Annotated in this window: 15 protein-coding genes and 2 pseudogenes; 10 read left to right on the top strand and 7 right to left on the bottom strand. The window is 64.6% G+C overall.

Translation table 11 applies throughout. The features are described from left to right. Positions 1-6: 6 nt before the first annotated feature. The gene (metA, locus tag GNH96_RS13155; protein WP_169604085.1) at positions 7-1,074 is read left to right on the top strand and encodes a homoserine O-succinyltransferase MetA; all 1,068 of its coding nucleotides are present in this window, start codon (positions 7-9) and stop codon (positions 1,072-1,074) included. Here metA and GNH96_RS13150 read toward each other — a convergent pair. Then, positions 1,031-2,035 carry a bile acid:sodium symporter family protein gene (locus GNH96_RS13150; protein ID WP_169604084.1) on the bottom strand — a complete coding sequence of 335 codons (1,005 nt, stop codon included), beginning with the start codon at positions 2,033-2,035 and terminating at the stop codon, positions 1,031-1,033. The two genes, metA and GNH96_RS13150, sit on opposite strands and share 44 nt — an antisense overlap. A gap of 61 nt (positions 2,036-2,096) precedes the next feature. Between GNH96_RS13150 and GNH96_RS13145 the strand changes: the two genes are divergently transcribed. Continuing rightward, entirely contained in the window at positions 2,097-2,606 is a 510-nt protein-coding gene (locus GNH96_RS13145; RefSeq protein ID WP_169604083.1) for a L,D-transpeptidase, read from the top strand. Between the two features lie 270 nt (positions 2,607-2,876). Here GNH96_RS13145 and GNH96_RS13140 read toward each other — a convergent pair whose 3' ends face one another. Further along, a complete protein-coding gene (locus GNH96_RS13140) occupies positions 2,877-4,553 on the bottom strand; it encodes a glycoside hydrolase 64/thaumatin family protein (RefSeq protein WP_169604082.1) in 1,677 nt (558 codons plus the stop codon). A 260-nt stretch (positions 4,554-4,813) separates the two neighbouring features. On the opposite strand from GNH96_RS13140, the gene GNH96_RS13135 reads away from it, so the two are divergent. Continuing rightward, a complete protein-coding gene (locus GNH96_RS13135) occupies positions 4,814-5,986 on the top strand; it encodes an integrase catalytic domain-containing protein (protein ID WP_223163426.1) in 1,173 nt (390 codons plus the stop codon). A gap of 108 nt (positions 5,987-6,094) precedes the next feature. On the opposite strand, the gene GNH96_RS13130 is transcribed toward GNH96_RS13135, so the two are convergent. Next, a complete protein-coding gene (locus GNH96_RS13130) occupies positions 6,095-6,349 on the bottom strand; it encodes a hypothetical protein (RefSeq protein WP_188114777.1) in 255 nt (84 codons plus the stop codon). 36 nt (positions 6,350-6,385) lie between these two features. Continuing rightward, positions 6,386-7,390 carry a DUF3047 domain-containing protein gene (locus tag GNH96_RS13125; RefSeq protein ID WP_169604081.1) on the bottom strand — a complete coding sequence of 335 codons (1,005 nt, stop codon included), beginning with the start codon at positions 7,388-7,390 and terminating at the stop codon, positions 6,386-6,388. A 3-nt stretch (positions 7,391-7,393) separates the two neighbouring features. Between GNH96_RS13125 and GNH96_RS13120 the strand changes: the two genes are divergently transcribed. After that, positions 7,394-7,957, top strand: coding sequence for an AraC family transcriptional regulator (locus GNH96_RS13120; RefSeq protein ID WP_169604080.1), 564 nt, complete (start codon positions 7,394-7,396; stop codon positions 7,955-7,957). Positions 7,958-7,996: 39 nt separating this feature from the next. Here GNH96_RS13120 and GNH96_RS13115 read toward each other — a convergent pair whose 3' ends face one another. Continuing rightward, the gene (locus tag GNH96_RS13115; protein ID WP_169604079.1) at positions 7,997-8,476 is read right to left on the bottom strand and encodes a cupin domain-containing protein; all 480 of its coding nucleotides are present in this window, start codon (positions 8,474-8,476) and stop codon (positions 7,997-7,999) included. Positions 8,477-8,480: 4 nt separating this feature from the next. Then, complete coding sequence (locus GNH96_RS13110; protein WP_169604078.1) at positions 8,481-9,137, bottom strand: glutathione S-transferase; 657 nt, start codon at positions 9,135-9,137, stop codon at positions 8,481-8,483. Between the two features lie 135 nt (positions 9,138-9,272). On the opposite strand from GNH96_RS13110, the gene GNH96_RS13105 reads away from it, so the two are divergent. Continuing rightward, on the top strand, positions 9,273-10,940 hold the full coding sequence (locus tag GNH96_RS13105; RefSeq protein WP_169604077.1) for a L,D-transpeptidase family protein: 1,668 nt from the start codon (positions 9,273-9,275) through the stop codon (positions 10,938-10,940). Position 10,941: 1 nt separating this feature from the next. On the opposite strand, the gene GNH96_RS13100 is transcribed toward GNH96_RS13105, so the two are convergent. Further along, the gene (locus tag GNH96_RS13100; protein WP_169604076.1) at positions 10,942-13,659 is read right to left on the bottom strand and encodes a cation-translocating P-type ATPase; all 2,718 of its coding nucleotides are present in this window, start codon (positions 13,657-13,659) and stop codon (positions 10,942-10,944) included. Positions 13,660-13,824: 165 nt separating this feature from the next. Between GNH96_RS13100 and GNH96_RS16110 the strand changes: the two are divergent. From GNH96_RS16110 to GNH96_RS13080, 5 genes and pseudogenes are all read left to right on the top strand, one after another. After that, a pseudogene (locus GNH96_RS16110) lies at positions 13,825-14,148 on the top strand (inorganic phosphate transporter); the annotation flags it as partial. After that, positions 14,090-15,085 carry an inorganic phosphate transporter gene (locus GNH96_RS16105; protein WP_267313374.1) on the top strand — a complete coding sequence of 332 codons (996 nt, stop codon included), beginning with the start codon at positions 14,090-14,092 and terminating at the stop codon, positions 15,083-15,085. The pseudogene GNH96_RS16110 and the gene GNH96_RS16105, both read left to right, overlap by 59 nt. Before the next feature lie 198 nt (positions 15,086-15,283). Then, complete coding sequence (locus tag GNH96_RS13090) at positions 15,284-16,321, top strand: IS630 family transposase (protein WP_169604075.1); 1,038 nt, start codon at positions 15,284-15,286, stop codon at positions 16,319-16,321. Further along, positions 16,322-16,516: pseudogene (locus tag GNH96_RS13085) on the top strand (integrase core domain-containing protein); the annotation flags it as partial. 124 nt (positions 16,517-16,640) lie between these two features. Beyond that, on the top strand, positions 16,641-17,228 hold the full coding sequence (locus GNH96_RS13080; RefSeq protein WP_169604073.1) for a transposase: 588 nt from the start codon (positions 16,641-16,643) through the stop codon (positions 17,226-17,228). Positions 17,229-17,507 lie beyond the last annotated feature (279 nt).

The following is a 17,507-nucleotide window of genomic DNA, read 5'->3' as shown; positions in this document are numbered from 1 at the left end:
ACCGCCATGCCCCTGGTCGCACACACCGATCTACCCACCTTCCAGCGCCTGCGGGAAGAAGGCCAGGATGTCTTGAGCGTGGAGCGGGCCGCCCGCCAGGACATCCGGGAAATGCACGTCGGCCTGCTTAACATGATGCCGGACGCGGCGCTGGAGGCGACCGAGCGGCAGTTCTTCCGTCTGGTCGGCGGTGCCAATCCGATCGTCCAGTTCCACATGCATCCGTTCACCATCGATGGATTGCCGCGCGGCGAACAGGCGGCGGAGCACATCGCCCGCTATTACGAGAGCTTCGACCGCATCCGCGAGGAGGGACTCGACGGCCTGATCGTGAGCGGGGCCAACGTCACCCAGCCGCATCTGCAGCAGGAGCAGTTCTGGCAGCCGCTCACCGAGGTGTTCGATTGGGCGCGCAGCAACGTCACCTCGATCCTCTGCTCATGCCTCGCCACCCACGCCCTGTTCCAGTACAGCTACGGCGTGGAGCGCACCCATCTCGGCTTCAAGCGCTGGGGCGTGTATTCGCACCGGGTGGTCGAGCCGCTGCATCCGCTGGTGGCGGACATCAACACCCGCTTCGACGTGCCCCATTCGCGCTACAACGAAATCTTCCGCGAGGACATGGAGGCCGCGGGGCTGCGGGTCCTGGTCGAGAGCGAGGAAGCCGGGGTGCATCTCGCGGTGAGCCCGGACCTGTTCCGCGTCGTCTATTTCCAGGCCCATCCGGAATACGACACCGTGAGCCTGCTCAAGGAATACAAGCGGGAAATCCTGAGGTACTATTCCGGCGAGCGCGAGGATTACCCGCCGTTCCCCGAACACTATTTCTCGTTGGAGGTGGGCGCTGCGCTCAACGATTACGGCCAAGCCCTGCGCAGCGCCCGCCGCGCGGGCAAGGCGCCGCCGGAATTCCCGGAGGAATTCGTGCTGCGGCACCTGGACAACACCTGGCGAGACACCGCCAAGGCGGTGTTCAACAACTGGCTCGGCAAGATCTACCAGATCACCGACCAGGATCGCCGCAAGCCCTTCATGGCTCACATCGATCCAGACAATCCGCTGGGGCTGGCATAGGGGCGTCGAACGCATGCCCCACGGCCGGCAGGGGTTGATGCGCGCGCAGCCGCCACCACCCCGCCAGCAGGCTGCCGATGATGGAATGGAAGCTGGCGGAAATCGCCGAAGGGATGGGCGCCAGCGCCATGCTGGCGAAATTGGCCTTGGCCAGCACGGTTGCCAGTCCCGAGTTCTGCATGCCGACCTCGATGGCGATGGTGCGGACCACGGCATCACGGTAGCCCAGAACGCGGGCGAAGACATAGCCGAGTCCGAAGCCGCCGACGTGCAGCAGCGCCACGGCGCCGAACAGTTTCAGGGCGGTGGCCTTGATGGTTTCGGCATTGGCGCCGATGATGCTGGCGCAGATGAAGGCGATGAAGATCACCGACACCAGTGGCGTCACCGGGCTGACGGCACGCACCAGCCGCGGCGCATAGCGGTTCAGCAGGAGGCCGGCGGTGACGGGCATGACGATCACCTGCAAGGTGTTCAGGAAAATGCCCCAGCCGTCCACCGGCGTGTAGGCGCCCGCCAGGACCTTCACCAGCAGCGGCGTCATGACCACCGCGGTGAAGGTCGATACCATGGTCAGCAGCACGGACAGCGCCACGTCGGCGCGGGCGATGTAGCTCACCACGTTGGAAGCCGTGCCGCAGGGGCAGCAGGACACCAGGATGAGTCCGACCGCCAGTTCGGGTTCGAGTGCGAGCCCATGCGCGATCGACCAGCCCAGGAATGGCATGATGCCGAAATGCGCGACCGTGCCGGCGATGATGATCCGCGGCATCTTCGCCACCCGGCGGAAATCGTCGAAAGTGAGCGTGATGCCCATGCCGAGCATGATGATCGACAGTCCCCAGACGATCATCGGCCCGGTGAACCAGGTGAACCAGGCGGGGAAATACAGCGCCAGCCCCGAGCACAGCAGCACCCAGACCGGAAACAGGTTCGCCAATGAATTGCAGATTCGAAGCATCGTCGGAAGCCGTGAAAGACAAACCGCGAAGTTTACGGCTTATCGCGACAAGCTGTAACTCATGACGATCCCGAACAACGTTACGGACTTCCTGCGCGTCAGCGTGCCGCGGCAATGCCTGGAGCTGATCGAAGCAGGGAAGGTGGTGGCCCGCTACCGCGTATCCACCGCGAAGAACGGCGTGGGCGAAAAGCGCGGCTCGGAATGCACGCCGCGCGGCTGGCACCGGGTCCGCGCCAAAATCGGCGCCGGCCTGCCGCCGGGAGCCGTCCTGGTCGGGCGCCGGCCCACCGGCGAGATCCACACGCCCGAACTCGCCGCCCGCCATCCCGGCCGCGACTGGATTCTGAGCCGCATCCTCTGGCTGGGTGGCCTTCAGCCCGGCTTCAACCGCTACGGCGACGTCGATACCGCCTGGCGCTACATTTACATCCACGGCAGTCCGGACGCCGGCGTCGACGGCACGCCCCAGTCCCATGGCTGCATCCGCCTCATTTCCGCCGACGTCATCGATCTGTTCGACCGGGTTTCCGCGGGAGCGCTGGTTTATGTCGATGCGGCAGGACCGTAGGACCGTAGGGCGGATGCCGAAGGCGATCCGCCAAATCCCTTCGCCGAGATGTTCCGGCGGAATCCTTACGATGGCGACCAACTCGGCGAAACGATCATCCATCGATGTCTCGCCGGAATGGGGGCGGGGAGAGGAGCCGCTTCCAGAGCCGGCATCGGGGCTGTGGCGCGGCGCCAAATCAGGGACGAGACGCGAAACCGAAGTTCCGAATGCCCCGTGTCTTTGCCGGGCGGATGCAAGGCGCGGATCGCGGGATTCGCGCCGAGAGTGCTATTGCGGTGGCCAGGGCTGCTGGTTGTTGGTCACGCCCCATGGGCCGGTGCAGACGTTGCCCATGTTCTGCAGGGGCGGGGCGCAGCAGCCCGGCGTGACGGCGTCGGTGTAGGGCTGACTTTCATCGATCGTTATCAGGCACTCGTTGGTCCCTTTTTTCTGGGCGGTCACCGTCGAAATCTTGTAGGTCTCGATACCTTCGCCGTAGACCGGCGGCGCCTGCGACAAGACGCACTGGTCGGAAATCATGAACTGGGCGCCCGAATTGTCCGGATTCTGCGGCGGACCCTTCTGGACCGGCAGGTCTTCCGAAGTCCAGTACCAGTTGTTCACCTGCAAGCCGAGCCCGGGATAGGCGGAATAGTCGCCCTGGAGGGTGACCGAGCCGCCGCCGGGCTGGACGACCTGCTGTCCGCCGGAGGTGAAGATGCTCACGGTGTTGCCGTTGGCGCAGGGAGAGCTCTTGCTCAGGTTGTTCTGGACCGTGATCTTGTTCTGAAGGGCGCCGGCCTGGGCCAGTGCCGGCAGTTGATGGGTGCCGGGACAGAGCGTGACGACGTAGCCGGTGCCGGCCGGGCAGGCGACCTGCTTGTTGTCTTCCGGATACTGATACGCGTCCGGACACGAGACGTCCGTGCAGGTGAGATCCGAGCCGCCTTGCGGGAACGTGCAGCCGGCGCCGTTGCTCATGGTCACGCCGATCGGAACGTTGAAAAATAGGTTCGCGGTGGCGCTCACGCAGTTGTTGGCGTCGGCACCGGGGGTGCCGCACAAGGTGGGCGGCGAGGTGGGGCCCGAACCGTAATTCGTGCTGAGATCGACGAAGTCCTGGCTATTCGTCGCGCCGCCGTTCGGGGTGATCTCGAAAGTCGTACCGAAGGTCTTGTCATAATTCATTTGCGAGCCGCAGCATGGGGTCGTGGAGGTGGTGGTGCACTGTCCTGCCGCCGCATTGGTGGGCTGGCAATAGGCTGCGTAAACCAGGTTGTCGTTGCCGGGAGGGTTATTGGAAGTGTTGTTCATCCACATGTAGCCCATGCGCTGTCCCGCGGCCCGTATGTCCGTCCAGTTGCCGCATTGCACCTGGGCGCATTGGGCATCGGTGGTGATCGGCGCGAACAGGAAGGTGTTGGGCGTGTTCTGGCCCAAACCCCCGCCGGCAGCGGTCGGATAAAAGGTGCTGTCATACGGCTGCAGCGTCGTGCCGTTGATCGTGCTGCTGGTGGGCGACATGATCTTTATGGGCCGGGTGCAATGGTTGTAGAGCGTGAGTTGGCCCGGTACCGGGTCGGGCGGGGTTCCCGCAACCATGCCGCGCACTTCGCCCACCGTTTGCCGAACCTCTTGCTCCAATGGCGACTGGATACCGGATTCGGTGTCGCCCGCCGCGGGGCACCCTTCGGCCGAGAGCTTCAGGGCCGCGTGGTAGGCTTTTTTGTAGGCATCGTCGCAGGCCTTACGGACATGCTCATTCTTGAGCACGTTTTGCCCTTTCGCCAAGGCGGCCTCGGCGTTCATCCGGCAATGCAGGTATTCGCCGATATGCCGGTAGAGTTTCACCTGACATTGCGTCTGCCGCGAGTGCGCCGGTGTTTGAGCCACCGGCATGAGCAGTAGCAGGCCATAGGCGACGGGGCGGAGGCTGGCGCGGTACAGGTTCAGGATGCGTTTCACGGTCGATCTCTCCCAGATGTTGTTATTCGGAATCCAATCATCCGCTCATTGGTTCCCGATCGGGGGAGGACCGCGGTATCGCCGAGGTGGCGGCAGATCGCCGGGGCGGAGAAACTGGAGAGGGTTCCTATTGTCATCCCGTCGGGCGGAACGGTCCATATCGAGCCTTGTCCAATGACACATGAGCCTGAAGGGAGGGCCGTGTTTCCAGTGTGAGGTGAGCCTGGAGGCGGCGAAGTTGGGATCATGGAGAGGTGATCGTGACTTTGCAGACCGCAGGACTTCAAACCCTGGCGCAGGTACGCGCCTTCGTGGAGGGCAATGAGCCCGTTTCTTTCACTCTCACCGACCGCACCGTCGCCCATCTGTGGATGACGGACACGCTCAAGCGCTTTCGCTACATGCACTGCACACGGACCGATAAGGGCCTGCTGCGCCGCTACCTGGCCAAGGTGACCGGGCTGTCCCGAGCCCAGCTGACCCGCGCCATCACTCTGTTCTGCCGCGCGGGTGTCATCGAGGATCGCCGCCGAGCTCCCGCCAAGCCCTTTGCGCGGCGCTACACGGCGGACGATATTCGCCTGCTGGCCGAGACGGATGCGCTGCATGGCACGCTCTCGGGCCCCGCGACACGCAAGCTGTGCGAGCGCATGCACCAGGTCTTCGGCGACGCCCGCTTCGAACGGTTGGCGCGAATCTCAAACGGCCACCTCTACAACCTGCGCCAGCACAAGACCTACCGGACTCAGCGCGGCAGCTTCGACAAGACCCGCCCGGTTCATGTCCAGATCGGCGAACGGCGCAAGCCCACACCCCAAGGCAAGCCCGGCTATCTGCGCATCGATTCGGTCCATCAGGGCGATCTGGACGGCATCAAGGGGCTGTATCTGATCCACGCGGTGGATGAAGTCACCCCGTTCCCGGCCGTCTTTGCCACGGCCAAGATCAGCGAGCACTTCCTGGTGCCGGTGCTCACCCAACTCCTCAACAGCTTCCCCTTCACCATCCAGGGGTTCCACACCGACAACGGCTCGGAGTACATCAACAAGAAAGTCGCCAAACTGCTCGAAAAGCTCCGTATCGAACAGACCAAGTCCCGCGCTCGAAAGACCAACGATAATGCCCTGGTCGAATCCAAAAACGGCTCCACCCTCCGCAAACACCTCGGCTACAGCCATATCCCCGGCCGCTTCGCCGAGGCGGTCAATCGCTTCACCAGCGGCATGCTCACCGAGTATCTCAACTTCCACAGGCCCTGCCACTTCCCCACCGAATCGGTCGATGCCAAAGCTAAGCTTCGCAAACACTACCGCTACCAGGACATGATGACGCCCTACGAGAAATGGAAATCCTTGCCCCAAGCCTCCGAATACCTCAAGCCCGGCATCACCTTCCAACCACCTGGATGCCATCGCCAACCAATACAGCGATAATGAAGCCGCCCAACGCTTGAATCAGGCTCGGGCTGAACTCTTTCAACTCATCAACCAATCCCAAACCAACGCCGCCTGAACCGCTGCTTCCTCAACCCTCCTTCAGGCTCATCTCTGGATTGGAAAGGACTTTGGGGGCAAGGGGATCTTCGCGGCATGGAAGCCGAACAGCAGGGCGCTCATCAGCAGCAGATCCAGATGCGCCTGCACCAGACGGGTGAATTTGCCCGCGAAAACCGCAGGCAGCAGGGGCAGGCCGAAATTCAGCCCGACCAGGCACCAGGCCAGGATCAGGGCCAACAGCAGCCACAGGGCCGCGCCTTGCAGCAGAAGCTTGTTTTCCGGCTGTGAAGACTGGGGCATCGATCGTTCTCCTTTGCGAAACATGGCCGGGGCGGCTCACTCGCCCGCCGGAACCGGGATTATGCTAGCGTCGGTCACGAACGCCATGTCCGCGTAGCGCCCGTCGCCTTCCCGTCCCTGAAACAGACTGACGGCGATCAGCCACACCCGCACGATGTTGCCCGGCAGCGGACCGCCGATGTACTGCTGATAGTCCCGGTAGACGTTCCGCTCCTCGTCGAACCATTGGCCGAGTTCCTCGCTGCCGGAACGGATCACCACGTGGGTTTCGCGCGCGGTCCAGGTGGGGATCGGGCAGCGGTAGCCGGTGCCGACAGGCAACTCGGCGCTCCAGTAATAGGTGATGTCCTGGCCGTTGTCGAATTCCACGGCGATGCTGAGGTAGTCGTGGGTCGGCAGGGTATCTTCGCGGACCGCCGAGGGCAGGCGGTCCATCCGCCAGGCCCAACGCAAGCGGGTGTCCGGCGAAAGCGGGAGCGCGACGTCCTTTTGCAGCAGCCCGACGTCGCGGTGGGTATGGCAGCAGATGGCGGGCTTTTCCTCCGGGGTCCGGCAGGGCCGGTAGATTTCGGCCGGTCCCACGAACCACAGGTCATTCCAGCCCGCCGGCGTTTCCACGGGATGGCTCAGACGGTCGATCTCGGAGGCGATCAGTCCTGCCACGTCGCCGATTTCCGCCAGTTTGTTCAGCCCTTCCAGCGGCGCCTTCCGCCAGCGCAGGATCAGCACGGCCAGGTTTCCCGAGGCGTGGTTGTAGACCTCGTCCGGCGTCGCCAGGCCGCCGGTCCGGGTCGACCATTCGCCTGGGAAGTAGCTGGCCAGATAAAGCCGGCCGGCGCGCTCGGCCGTGAAGGTATGGCTCGCCCGGGTGCCGCGGAAGACTTCACCGTCCGCGCCGATGCGGAACCACAACTGGAAGTCCGCGCCGAACCAGAAATCCGCGCCCTGTAGCTGCGTCTTGCCCACGGCGAAACTGGTGACGGATTCGCCCTCGGCCAGATCGATGCCGGTGTCCAGCCAGGGCCTGCGGGGATCAGCCATGCCTTGGACCTGGCGGGCGGGGTGCACGGCAAGCTGTTCGTGGAGCGGGACAGCGCCGATGCGCCGGGACTGTGCCGCCGGTTTCCCCATCCGGAGACGGCGGCGAGGTTTTTCGAGGATACGGAAGCGATCGAATGCTTCCGCTGGATATACGAGGAAGACCCCGGCCGGGTTGCCGTCGAGGAGTGCCTGGACTGGCTGCTGCCGTGCCCGGAGCGGCAGCCGTGGGCGCCCGATGCCCGCATCCGCCAGGTGGTCGAACTGATCGGCCGGGAGCCGGACCGGAATTTTTCCCAGGAGGAGCTGGCGGCTCGGATCGGCTTGTCGCCCTCGAGGTTCCTGCACCTATTCCGCCAGCAGACCGGTTTGCCCTACCGCCGCTTCCGCCAGTGGAAGCGCATGATGTCCGCCATTGCCCTGCTGCATTCCACCGACAGCCTGACCCGCGCCGCTCTGGACGCAGGCTACGCGGACGCGACCCATTTCAGCCACCGCTTCCGCGCCACCTTCGGCGTCAATCCGGCGCCGGTGTTCCGCAAGCTGGGCCGGTTCGAGATGGGGCCGTGAGGCGCCCATGCCGGAGTTCGGGCGCGAGCCAGGGCGGTTTCAGTAGGGCGTGCCGTCCTTGTGCCGGAACTCGTAGCTTCCCCTGATCGCCCTGGCCTCCATATCCTCTTCGGGATAATGCACCCGGTCTCCCGGCAGCCGGTCGCCGACTTCCAGGTAGACCGCGACGCGGCCGCTCCGGTTGACCAGCTGATGCCCGTCCGCCTGGCCGGCCGGGAAGCCGGCGCAGGTGCCCGCCGCCAGGCATTGCTCGCCGGCCTCGGTGACCAGGGTGAGTTCGCCTTCCAGCACGTAGATGAATTCGTCCTGCCGGCTGTGCCAGTGCCGGAAGGCGGAGATCGCGCCGGGCTCCAGCCTGACGAGGTTGACGCCGAAATTCTGCAATCCCAGGGCGTCGCCCAGGGCCTGCTTGCTGCGGCCATGGATCCGCTGGCGCTGCTCCACGGTCGGGTAGATGGAGGCGGTCCGGGCCGGCACGGCCGCGGGGTCGAGGGCGGGTAAATCGAGCGGCGTTTTCATGGCGTTACGGTTTGCGGTTGCCGAAGAATGCTTCCAGCGCCTGGGCCCGGTCCGCTGCGACCTTTTGTGCGGCGGGGCGGGCCGTCATCGCCGCCAGATACTCGGCCAGAGCCGGAATCTGGGCGGAGACCAGGTCTTCGCCGTAGACGCGGCTGGTGGCGAGGCCGATCAGGGTCAAATGCGGCCAGGCGGCGCAGTCGGCGGCGCCGAAGTTCTCGGAGCACACATAGGGGTTGAACCGTGCCAGCCGCATCACGCCTTTCAGGCCCGCTTCGATCTTCGGTCTGACCTCGGCCTTGGTTTCCTCGGAGACCTTGCCGCCGAAGAAGGCTTCCAGGTAGAGCCGGCGGGCGATGAGTTCGACGTTCAGCTCGAGGTGCTGGATCAGTTCGCGGCATTTGGCGCGGGCGTAAGGGTCGGCGGGGTAGAGCGGTCTTTCCGGGTAGGCGTCTTCCAGGTATTCCAGGATGGCCTGGGATTCCGACAAACAGCCGTGCCCGGTTGCGATGAACGGGATCTTTCCGAGCGGCGACTTCGCCAGGACGGCGGCGTCCTGGGAAGGGATCGTCCGTTCCTCGCGGAATTCGACGTCCTTTTCGAGCAGGGCCAGCTTGACCTTGTTGTAGTAGTTGCTGATGGCGGAACCGTACAGGGTGATCATGGGCGGTGCCTCGCGGGGGGATGGAGCGCCGATTGTAAGTCGATGGAAGACTGAAGCGTGCCGATACCGCATTATACTGTTGCGGATGGGCAACGGTTCGGTCGGAGTACGATGAAAAACGGGCGGGAAAGGAACATGGGCGGCTTCCCACGGGGCCGGTTGATCGCATTCGTGGCGGCATTTTCGGTCGGCGCCGATGCCGCGGGCGCCGCACCGGAGGCTCCGGCGGCGCACATCGACGCCCTGGTCGCGTCGGGTGTCCATCCCCGGCTGCGCTGGGGGCGTTTTGCGGATGTCCAGGAGCCGTTGCGGGCCTTGTACCTTGCCCAAGGTTCACGGCCTTTGTGGCTGGACGGGGGCAGGCCGGTGAAACAGTCGGCCGCCGTTCTCGAGTGTCTGCGCATGGCCGACGACCAGGGCTTGAACGGCAGCGACTATGACGCCGATCTCCTGGGCGGTTGGATCGAGAAGTTCAATGACGGCGGGGCGGCCAGCGCGGAGGAAGCGGCGCAGTTCGAGGTGGCGATGAGCCTCGCCTTGATGCGCTACGGCTCGAATCTCGCCGTCGGCCGGGTCAGCCCGCGCGCCGCCGATTTCGCCCTGGACGTTGCGCCGAAGCGGCTCGACCTGCCGGCGCTGGTGCAGCGCCTCGCCCATGATTCCCGGCCTTGCGAGGTGCTCGCCGAGCTGGAGCCGAAACTGCCCCTGTACCGGAACCTCAAAGCCGCATTGCCGCGCTACCGGGATTGGGCCGGGGGCTACGATGCCTCGGCGCTGGTCCTCCCGTCCAAGCTGAGTCCGGGCGACCGCCACAAGGAGGTTCCCGCCTTGCGCAAGCGTCTGGCCGCCATGGGTTTCCTCCCGCAAGAGTCTCCCGCCAAAGATCCGGAAGCCTACGCCGGCGATCTGGTCGACGCGGTCGAGCGGTTCCAGGAGCGCCACGGTCTGGTGCCGGACGGGGTGATCGGCAAGGACACGCTGGCGGCGCTCAACGTGCCGCCGGGCGCGCGGCTCACGCAGATCCGGCTGGGGCTGGAGCGGCTGCGCTGGCTGCCGGAGCAGTTCGATGGGCCCTTCATCCTGGTGAACATCCCGTCGTTCCGCCTGTACGGCTACGGCGAGGACCACGAGCGGCCGGAGGTGTCGATGAACGTGGTCGTGGGCCGGTCGTCCGGGGGCCATAACACGCCCGTGTTCCATTCCGACATGACCTACGTGGTGTTCCGCCCCTACTGGAACCTGCCGCGCGCCATCACGGTTAAGGAAATGCTGCCGGGCATCCTGCGCGACCCGAGCTACCTGGCCCGCCACAACCTGGAGATGGTGCCGAGCTTCGGCAACGGTTCCCAGGTCTATGAACCCAGCCCGGAAAGCCTGGCGATGCTGTCGGCCGGTTCACTCAAGCTGCGCCAGCGGCCGGGGCCGAAGAACGCGCTGGGGCTGGTCAAGTTTGCGTTTCCCAACAACGACAACATCTATCTGCACGGCACGCCCAGCGTGAACCTGTTCCAGCGGGCGCGGCGGGATTTCAGCCATGGCTGCATCCGGGTCCAGGACCCCGTGGGCCTGGCGGAGTTCGTGCTGAAACGCCAGGACGAGCCCTGGCCTCCCGAGCGGATCGAGGCGGCGATGAACGGCGCCCAGTCGCGCACGGTGACGCTGAAGCAGCCGCTGCCGGTCTACATCTACTACTCGACCGTGCTGGCCGAGCCGGATGGCACCGTACGGTTCTTCGAGGACATCTACGGACTCGACCTGGTGCTGGAGCGATTGCTGGAGAAGGGCTTCCCGTATCCTTCCTGATCTAGCCGTGCCGGAGAAATCCCGCCAGCTTGATCCGTTCCGTACCCAGGAACACGGTTGTGGCCACTGCGCCGGCAACGGCCAGATCGCCCAGGGACAGCGCGGTGGTATGGAAGGCGGTTTGCAGCGGCGGCAGGTAGACGATGGCGAGCTGCAGCAGCACCATGGCGGCGACGGCGCCGAGCAGCGCCGGGTTCGATCCCCAGCCGAGCTGGCTGACGGGGCGCGTCCGGCTGCGCAAGGCCAAAGCGACGGCCATCTGGCTGAACACCAGCACCGTGAGCAGCATGGTCTGCCAGGCCGCACTCCTTCCCAGCCAGTAGGCGAAGCCCACGCCCAAGCTCAGCTCGGTGATCAGCGCACCCACCAGCAGCATCAGGTGCAGGCCCTGTTTCCCGAAGATCAGCTCGTTGGCGGCCTTGGACGGCCTCTCCATCAGGCTGTCCTCCGCCGGTTCCATCCCCAGCGCAAGGGCCGGCAGGCCGTCGGTGACCAGGTTCATCCAGAGTATCTGCAGCGGCAGCAGCGGCAGGGGCATCCCCAGGAACGGCGCGAAGGTGACCACGGCGATTTCACTGACGTTACAGCTCAGCAGGTAGACGATGAACTTGATCAGGTTGTCGTAGATCGCCCGCCCCTGGCGCACGGCGGCGGTGATGGTGGCGAAATTGTCGTCCAGCAGGACGATCTGGGCGGCTTCCTTGGCGACGTCGGTGCCGATCCTGCCCATGGCGATGCCGATGTCCGCCTTCTTGAGGGCCGGCGCGTCGTTGACGCCGTCGCCCGTCATCGCGACGCTCCAGCCTTCGCTCTGGTAGGCTTCGATCAGCCTTAGCTTGTCCTCCGGCGCGACCCGGGCGAACACGGCGCAGCGTTTCACCGCGTTCCGCAGTTTGGCGGGTGTCATGGCGGCGATCTCGCTGCCGCCGATCACGCCGCCCGTGGTGTCGATGCCGACCTCCTCCGCGATGTGGCGGGCTGTCAGCGGGTGGTCGCCGGTGATCATGACCGGCTTGATGCCGGCTCGGCGGCATTCGGCGATGGCTTGCATGACCGCGGGGCGCGGCGGGTCGTAGATGCCGATCAGGCCGATGAAGCTCAGGCCGCTTTCCAGCGTCGCCTTGGCTGCCGCCGACGGGGGAGCTTCCAGGCGACGCGCGCCCAGGGCCAGCACCCGCATGCCTTTTTCCGCCAGGAGGTCGTGCGCCCGGACGATCCGCTCGCGCCAGGCAGCGTCCAGCGCCTGCTCGCTGCCGTCGACCCAAATGGTGTCGGCGCGCGGGAGGAGGGCTTCCACCGCGCCTTTGGTCAGGCTGAGGAACCGGCTCCCGGCGAGATACTGGCCGACGACGCCAGGGTAGGCGCCGTCGGCCGCTGCGGGGCCGTGCACGGTCGTCATGAGCTTGCGGCCGGCATCGAAGGGGATTTCCTCGATCCTGGGCAAGGCGGCTTCCAGTTCCGGCTTGAGCCGTTCCGCCCGGGCCGCGGCCAGCACCAGCGCGGCCTCGGTGGGCTCTCCCAGGACCCGGTACGCGTGATGCGGGTCTTCCGGGTTCTCGATCAGTCCATCGTTGCACAGCGCGCCGCCGATCAACAGCAGGTCGATGGCCGGGTGGCCGGCGATTTCCACCGCCAGTCCCGCGGCGTCCGGTTCGTCGAGCTTGAGTTCCAGCCGGTGTTCGGCGACGTCCAGCACGGAGACGGTCATCCGGTTTTGGGTCATCGTGCCGGTCTTGTCGGCGCAGATCACCTTGATCGAACCCAGGGCTTCCACCGCCGGCAGGCGACGGATCAATGCGCCTTGCTTCAGCATCTTCTGGGCGCCCAGAGCCAGGGTGATGGCGACCAGCGCCGTGAGTGACTCGGGCACCGCTGCGACGGCGAGGCTGACCGCCGTGAGCATCATGGTGCGGAAGCTCTCGCCCATGGCCGTTCCGAGCAGCAGGATCACGATGGCGATGCCGGAAACGCCGTAGGCCAGCGAGCGGGCGAAGCCGTCGAGCTGCTTCTGCAGCGGAGTGGGCTCGGCAGTCACCGATTCCAGCAATCGGGCCGTGGCGCCGAGGGCGGTGGCCGGTCCGGTCTCGGTCACGATGAAGCTGCCGTGGCCGTAGACGACCTGAGTGCCGAGGTGGACCCTGTTGGTCCGGTCGGCGAGCGCGGTAGCCGGCTCCAGCACGGCCGCGGCATCCTTGCGGACCGGCGCCGATTCGCCGGTCAGCGCCGATTCCTGGATGCTGAGGTCGATGCTTTCGAGCAGCCGGCCGTCGGCGGCCACGCTGTTGCCGGTCTGCAGCAGCACGACGTCGCCCGGCACCAGCCGGTCGGCGGGGATTTCGCAGATCCGCCCGCCGCGCCGTACCGTGGCCTGGCCGACCGCCATGCGCCGCAGCGCCTCGAGGGCCTTTTCCGCTTTGGATTCCTGCAGGAATCCAAGGATGGCATTGAGCAGGACGATGGCCAGGATCACGCCCGCCTCCAGGCCTTCACCGATGATCAGGGAGAATACGGCAGCGGCGATCAGTATCTGGACCAGCATGCCGGAGAACTGCTCGGTGAAGATGCGCCAAGGGTCGCGCGTGCCGGCGCTGGGGATTTCATTCGGGCCGGACGTGGCGAGCCGGTTTTCGGCTTCGGTCTCGCTCAGTCCCTGCTGGACGTTCACGTCCAGGCGGCTTGCCACTTCCTCGGATGTCAACGAATGCCAGGCTTGGTTCATGGTCGCGGTTCCTCTCCGTGAAGATCATCATGATGGCCCGAAGCACCGCGCTTGCCTAGAGCGGGGACTGTCACACGGCGGCAACGAGGCTCGCTTATCGTCTTGGCCGGCGGGGCGGATTTCCCGTGCCCGGTATCGTATCGCTCTCCGTCGGGACAGGTGCTCATGACACAGACTACTTGCGAAGCGGTTGCAGAGCCCATCGCGGCCACCGTCGAGAAACCGAAACTGGCATCCCGTACCGGGCCGGTCGGGTCGATCGTATTCATGGGCCTTCTGGGCGTCGGCGTGGCCTTCACGGCGTACGGTCTGCAAAGCGACGTAGCCGGTGCCGGCACATCCCTGGCCTTGGCACCCCTGCTACTGCTCGGGCTGTCGTTGCTGATCGCCCTGGGTTTCGAGTTCGTGAACGGGTTCCACGATACGGCGAATGCCGTCGCCATCGTCATCTATACCCATTCGCTGCCGCCGATGGTGGCCGTGGTCTGGTCGGGACTGTGGAATTTCGTCGGCGTGCTGGTGTCGTCCGGGGCCGTCGCCGCCGTGGTGGATCCGCAGCGTCCTGGTGCTGACCTGCACCGGCGTCTCCTTCGCGCATGGCTCGAACGACGGGCAGAAAGGCATGGGGCTGATCATGCTGATACTGATCGGCATCGTGCCGACAGCCTATGCCTTGAATCGGGCGGTGCCGGACTCCTATGTGCCAGAATTCCTGGCTTTGTCGCATGTCGTCGGGCAGGCTTTGCTGGAAAAGTCGGTAGGGGCGAAAGGATTCGACGGTGATCCCCGGCCTGCGGTGACCGACTTTATCAGGGCCCGCCAACGGGGGCCGGACACGCTGACGGCAACCGCGAAGCTCGTCGAGGAGATCGCCGGCACCATCGAAAAGAACGGGTCGCTGGCGCACATTCCCGTCACCAAGACCCAGGACGTGCGCAACGACATGTACTTGGTCGACGAGGCCATGCGCTGCTTCGAAAAACTGGGCCAGCCCGTGTTCGACGAGCGCAGCCAAAAGGAGATCGGTGGCTACCGCAAGGCGCTGGGGAAGGCCACCCGGTTCATTCCCACCTGGGCAAAGGTCGCCGTCGCCATTGCGCTGGGGCTAGGCACGATGGTGGGCTGGCGGCGCATCGTGGTGACCGTCGGCGAAAGGATCGGCAAGCAGCACCTGACCTACGGCCAGGGCGCTTCGGCGGAACTGGTGGCCATGAGCGCCATCGCGGTGGCGGACCTGTATGGGGTGCCCGTGTCGACGACCCATGTACTGTCGTCGGGGGTTGCCGGCACCATGGCGGCCAATGGCTCGGGACTGCAGTGGTCCACGGTGCGGAATCTATTGATGGCCTGGGTGCTGACCCTGCCCGCCGCCATCCTGCTTTCGGGCGGGCTGTTCTTTCTGTTTCATCAGTTCATCGTGCATTGATCAGGCATCCCGCACGGAAAGGTGGAGTAGTCCCCAGGAACACTCCAACGTCTTGTAATCTTTGTGGGATATGACACCGACCCGGATATCGCGTTGGCCATAAAAGCGGGCACAGGGTGGAAGCATCGAAGAGTGTTGATGAATTTCGGACTATTAACCAGGCAACATAATACCGTACATACATGATAGAATTCCGGCATGGAAACGGAACGCACGGATATACGGAAACTGGAGCCGGCGGCGTGCGAGCAACTGCGCCGCACGGTGATACACATGCACAAGCGGGGCCACACGCAAACGGCCATTGCGCAGAAACTGGGTCTGCGTCGCCCGACGGTGACGGGCTGGATTGTCCAGGCCAACGCGGGCCGTGGCGTGAAAGAGGCCCAACGCGGCCGCCCGCTGGGCGAGGGGCGCAAGCTGACGCCGGCCCAAGAGGAGCGCATCCGCAAGGACATCGTGGACAACACGCCCGACCCGCTCAAGCTGCGCTTTGCCCTGTGGAGTGCGCAAGCCGTGCGCGCCCTGATCAAGGCGTACTTCGGCATCGATCTTACGGTGCGCTCGGTGAGGAACTACCTCAAGCGCTGGGGCTTCACACCGCAGCGGCCGCTGAAGCGGGCCTTCGAGCAAAAGCCCGAAGCGGTGCAGAAATGGCTGGCCGAGGAATATCCGGCCATCGCGGCCCGAGCCAAGGCGGAAGGGGCGGAAATCTGCTGGGGGGACGAGACGGCGGTCAGCTCGGTGGAGCACTACCCGCGCGGCTACGCGCCCAAAGGCAAGACGCCGGTGCTGGTGCTCTCCCAAGCCAAGCGGGAGCGCATCAACCTCATCTCGGCCATCACCAACCAGGGCACGATGCGCTTCATGATGTACCGCGACACGCTGACTGCCGAGGTGCTGATCAAGTTTTTCGACCGGCTCAGCCGCGAGGCCGACCGCAAGGTGTTTCTGGTCTTGGACAACCTGCGCGTGCACCACAGCCGCAAGGTGCGGGAATGGCTGGCGGACAAGCTCGACAAGATCGAGCTGTTCTTCCTGCCCAGCGATTCCCCGGAGCTCAACCCCGACGAGTACCTGAACGCCGACTTGAAGGCGAGGATGAGCGCCGCCGAGCCGGTGCGCGATGCCGCCCATCTCAAGCGCAAGGTGCTTTCTCATCTGCGCTCCATCCAAAAACAGCCAGCGCGCATCCGTTCGTATTTCAAAGCTGATCGCATCAAATATGCCGCATGATTCGTACGATATTTCATGGCCGGGTTAAAATACGAGGAAGTTTACTTGCATGCTTACGACTCAGTTTCTCAAGCAAGGCAAGGCTTACAAAGCTATTTCAAGTTTTACAATGAACGGCGGCCTCATTCATCGCTTGATGGCAAGACCCCGGATAGCGTGTACTTTAATTCGCTGCCACTCCAGAAGGCAGCCTAAACCGCAGAAGCCCACTTAAGCCAGGTAAAATCCTGTCTAAAAAACCGGGGCCACCGCACCCCGACCGGGTGTAGAGTTCGTCGTGTAAGCGGAACGAACGCGAACCCGAGAAGAGGAGCCGAAGATGAAACTGTACGGTGGTATCGACTTACATTCCAACAATAGTGTGATCGCGTTGCTGGATGAACAGGATCAGGTGGTGTATCGGAAGCGGTTGCCGAACGACCTGGCCACGATGCTGGTGGCCGCCGGTTATCGCGTGCATTTGGACGAGCAGATCACGGTGCTGGAGAAGACCATCCAGGCGCACGTCAAGCCAAGCGCTGAGTTGCAGTTTCTGCTGAGCGTCAGTGGGGTCGGCGACATCCTGGGATTGACCATTTTGCTCGAGACGGGCGAGATCAAGCGCTTCGCCAGCGTGGGTCAGTATGCGTCGTACTGCCGCTGTGTGGGCAGTGAGCGGATCAGCAACGGCAAGCGCAAAGGGCGCGGGAACAGCAAGAACGGCAACCGCTACCTGGCCTGGGCATACGTCGAAGCGGCCCACTTTGCGGTCCGCTACAACGCGCAGATCAAGCGCTACTACCAGCGCAAGTGCAGCCGGAGCAACACATTGGTCGCGATCAAAACCGTAGCGCACAAGCTGGCGCGGGCGTGCTACTACCTTCTGCGCGATCAGGTGCCGTTCGACGTGAACAAGGCGTTTGCATGAACACCTGAGATTTCCGGGCTGAGGCGGTGAGCTCGCCATGGGGTTGGCTGATAACCATGAGACCTGATTCGGCCGCCGTCTCATCCCACCCATCGGCCGTGGAGCAACGAGTTTGACTGAGACGCCTCTGACTTGAGCCCACATGGGGTTGGACGCTGCCGCCGACGGTGGCGAGCCACAGACCTGTGAAGCGGTCTTCACCGACTGCGACCACTTGGACAGGGCAGGGTACTGAGGATTTTCTGGGGCTCGAACGAGCCAGGGGCCGGGTGTCTCCCC

The organism is Methylococcus geothermalis (assembly GCF_012769535.1).
Taxonomy (GTDB): Bacteria; Pseudomonadota; Gammaproteobacteria; order Methylococcales; family Methylococcaceae; genus Methylococcus; species Methylococcus geothermalis.
This window is presented reverse-complemented; position numbering and strand designations above follow the sequence as displayed.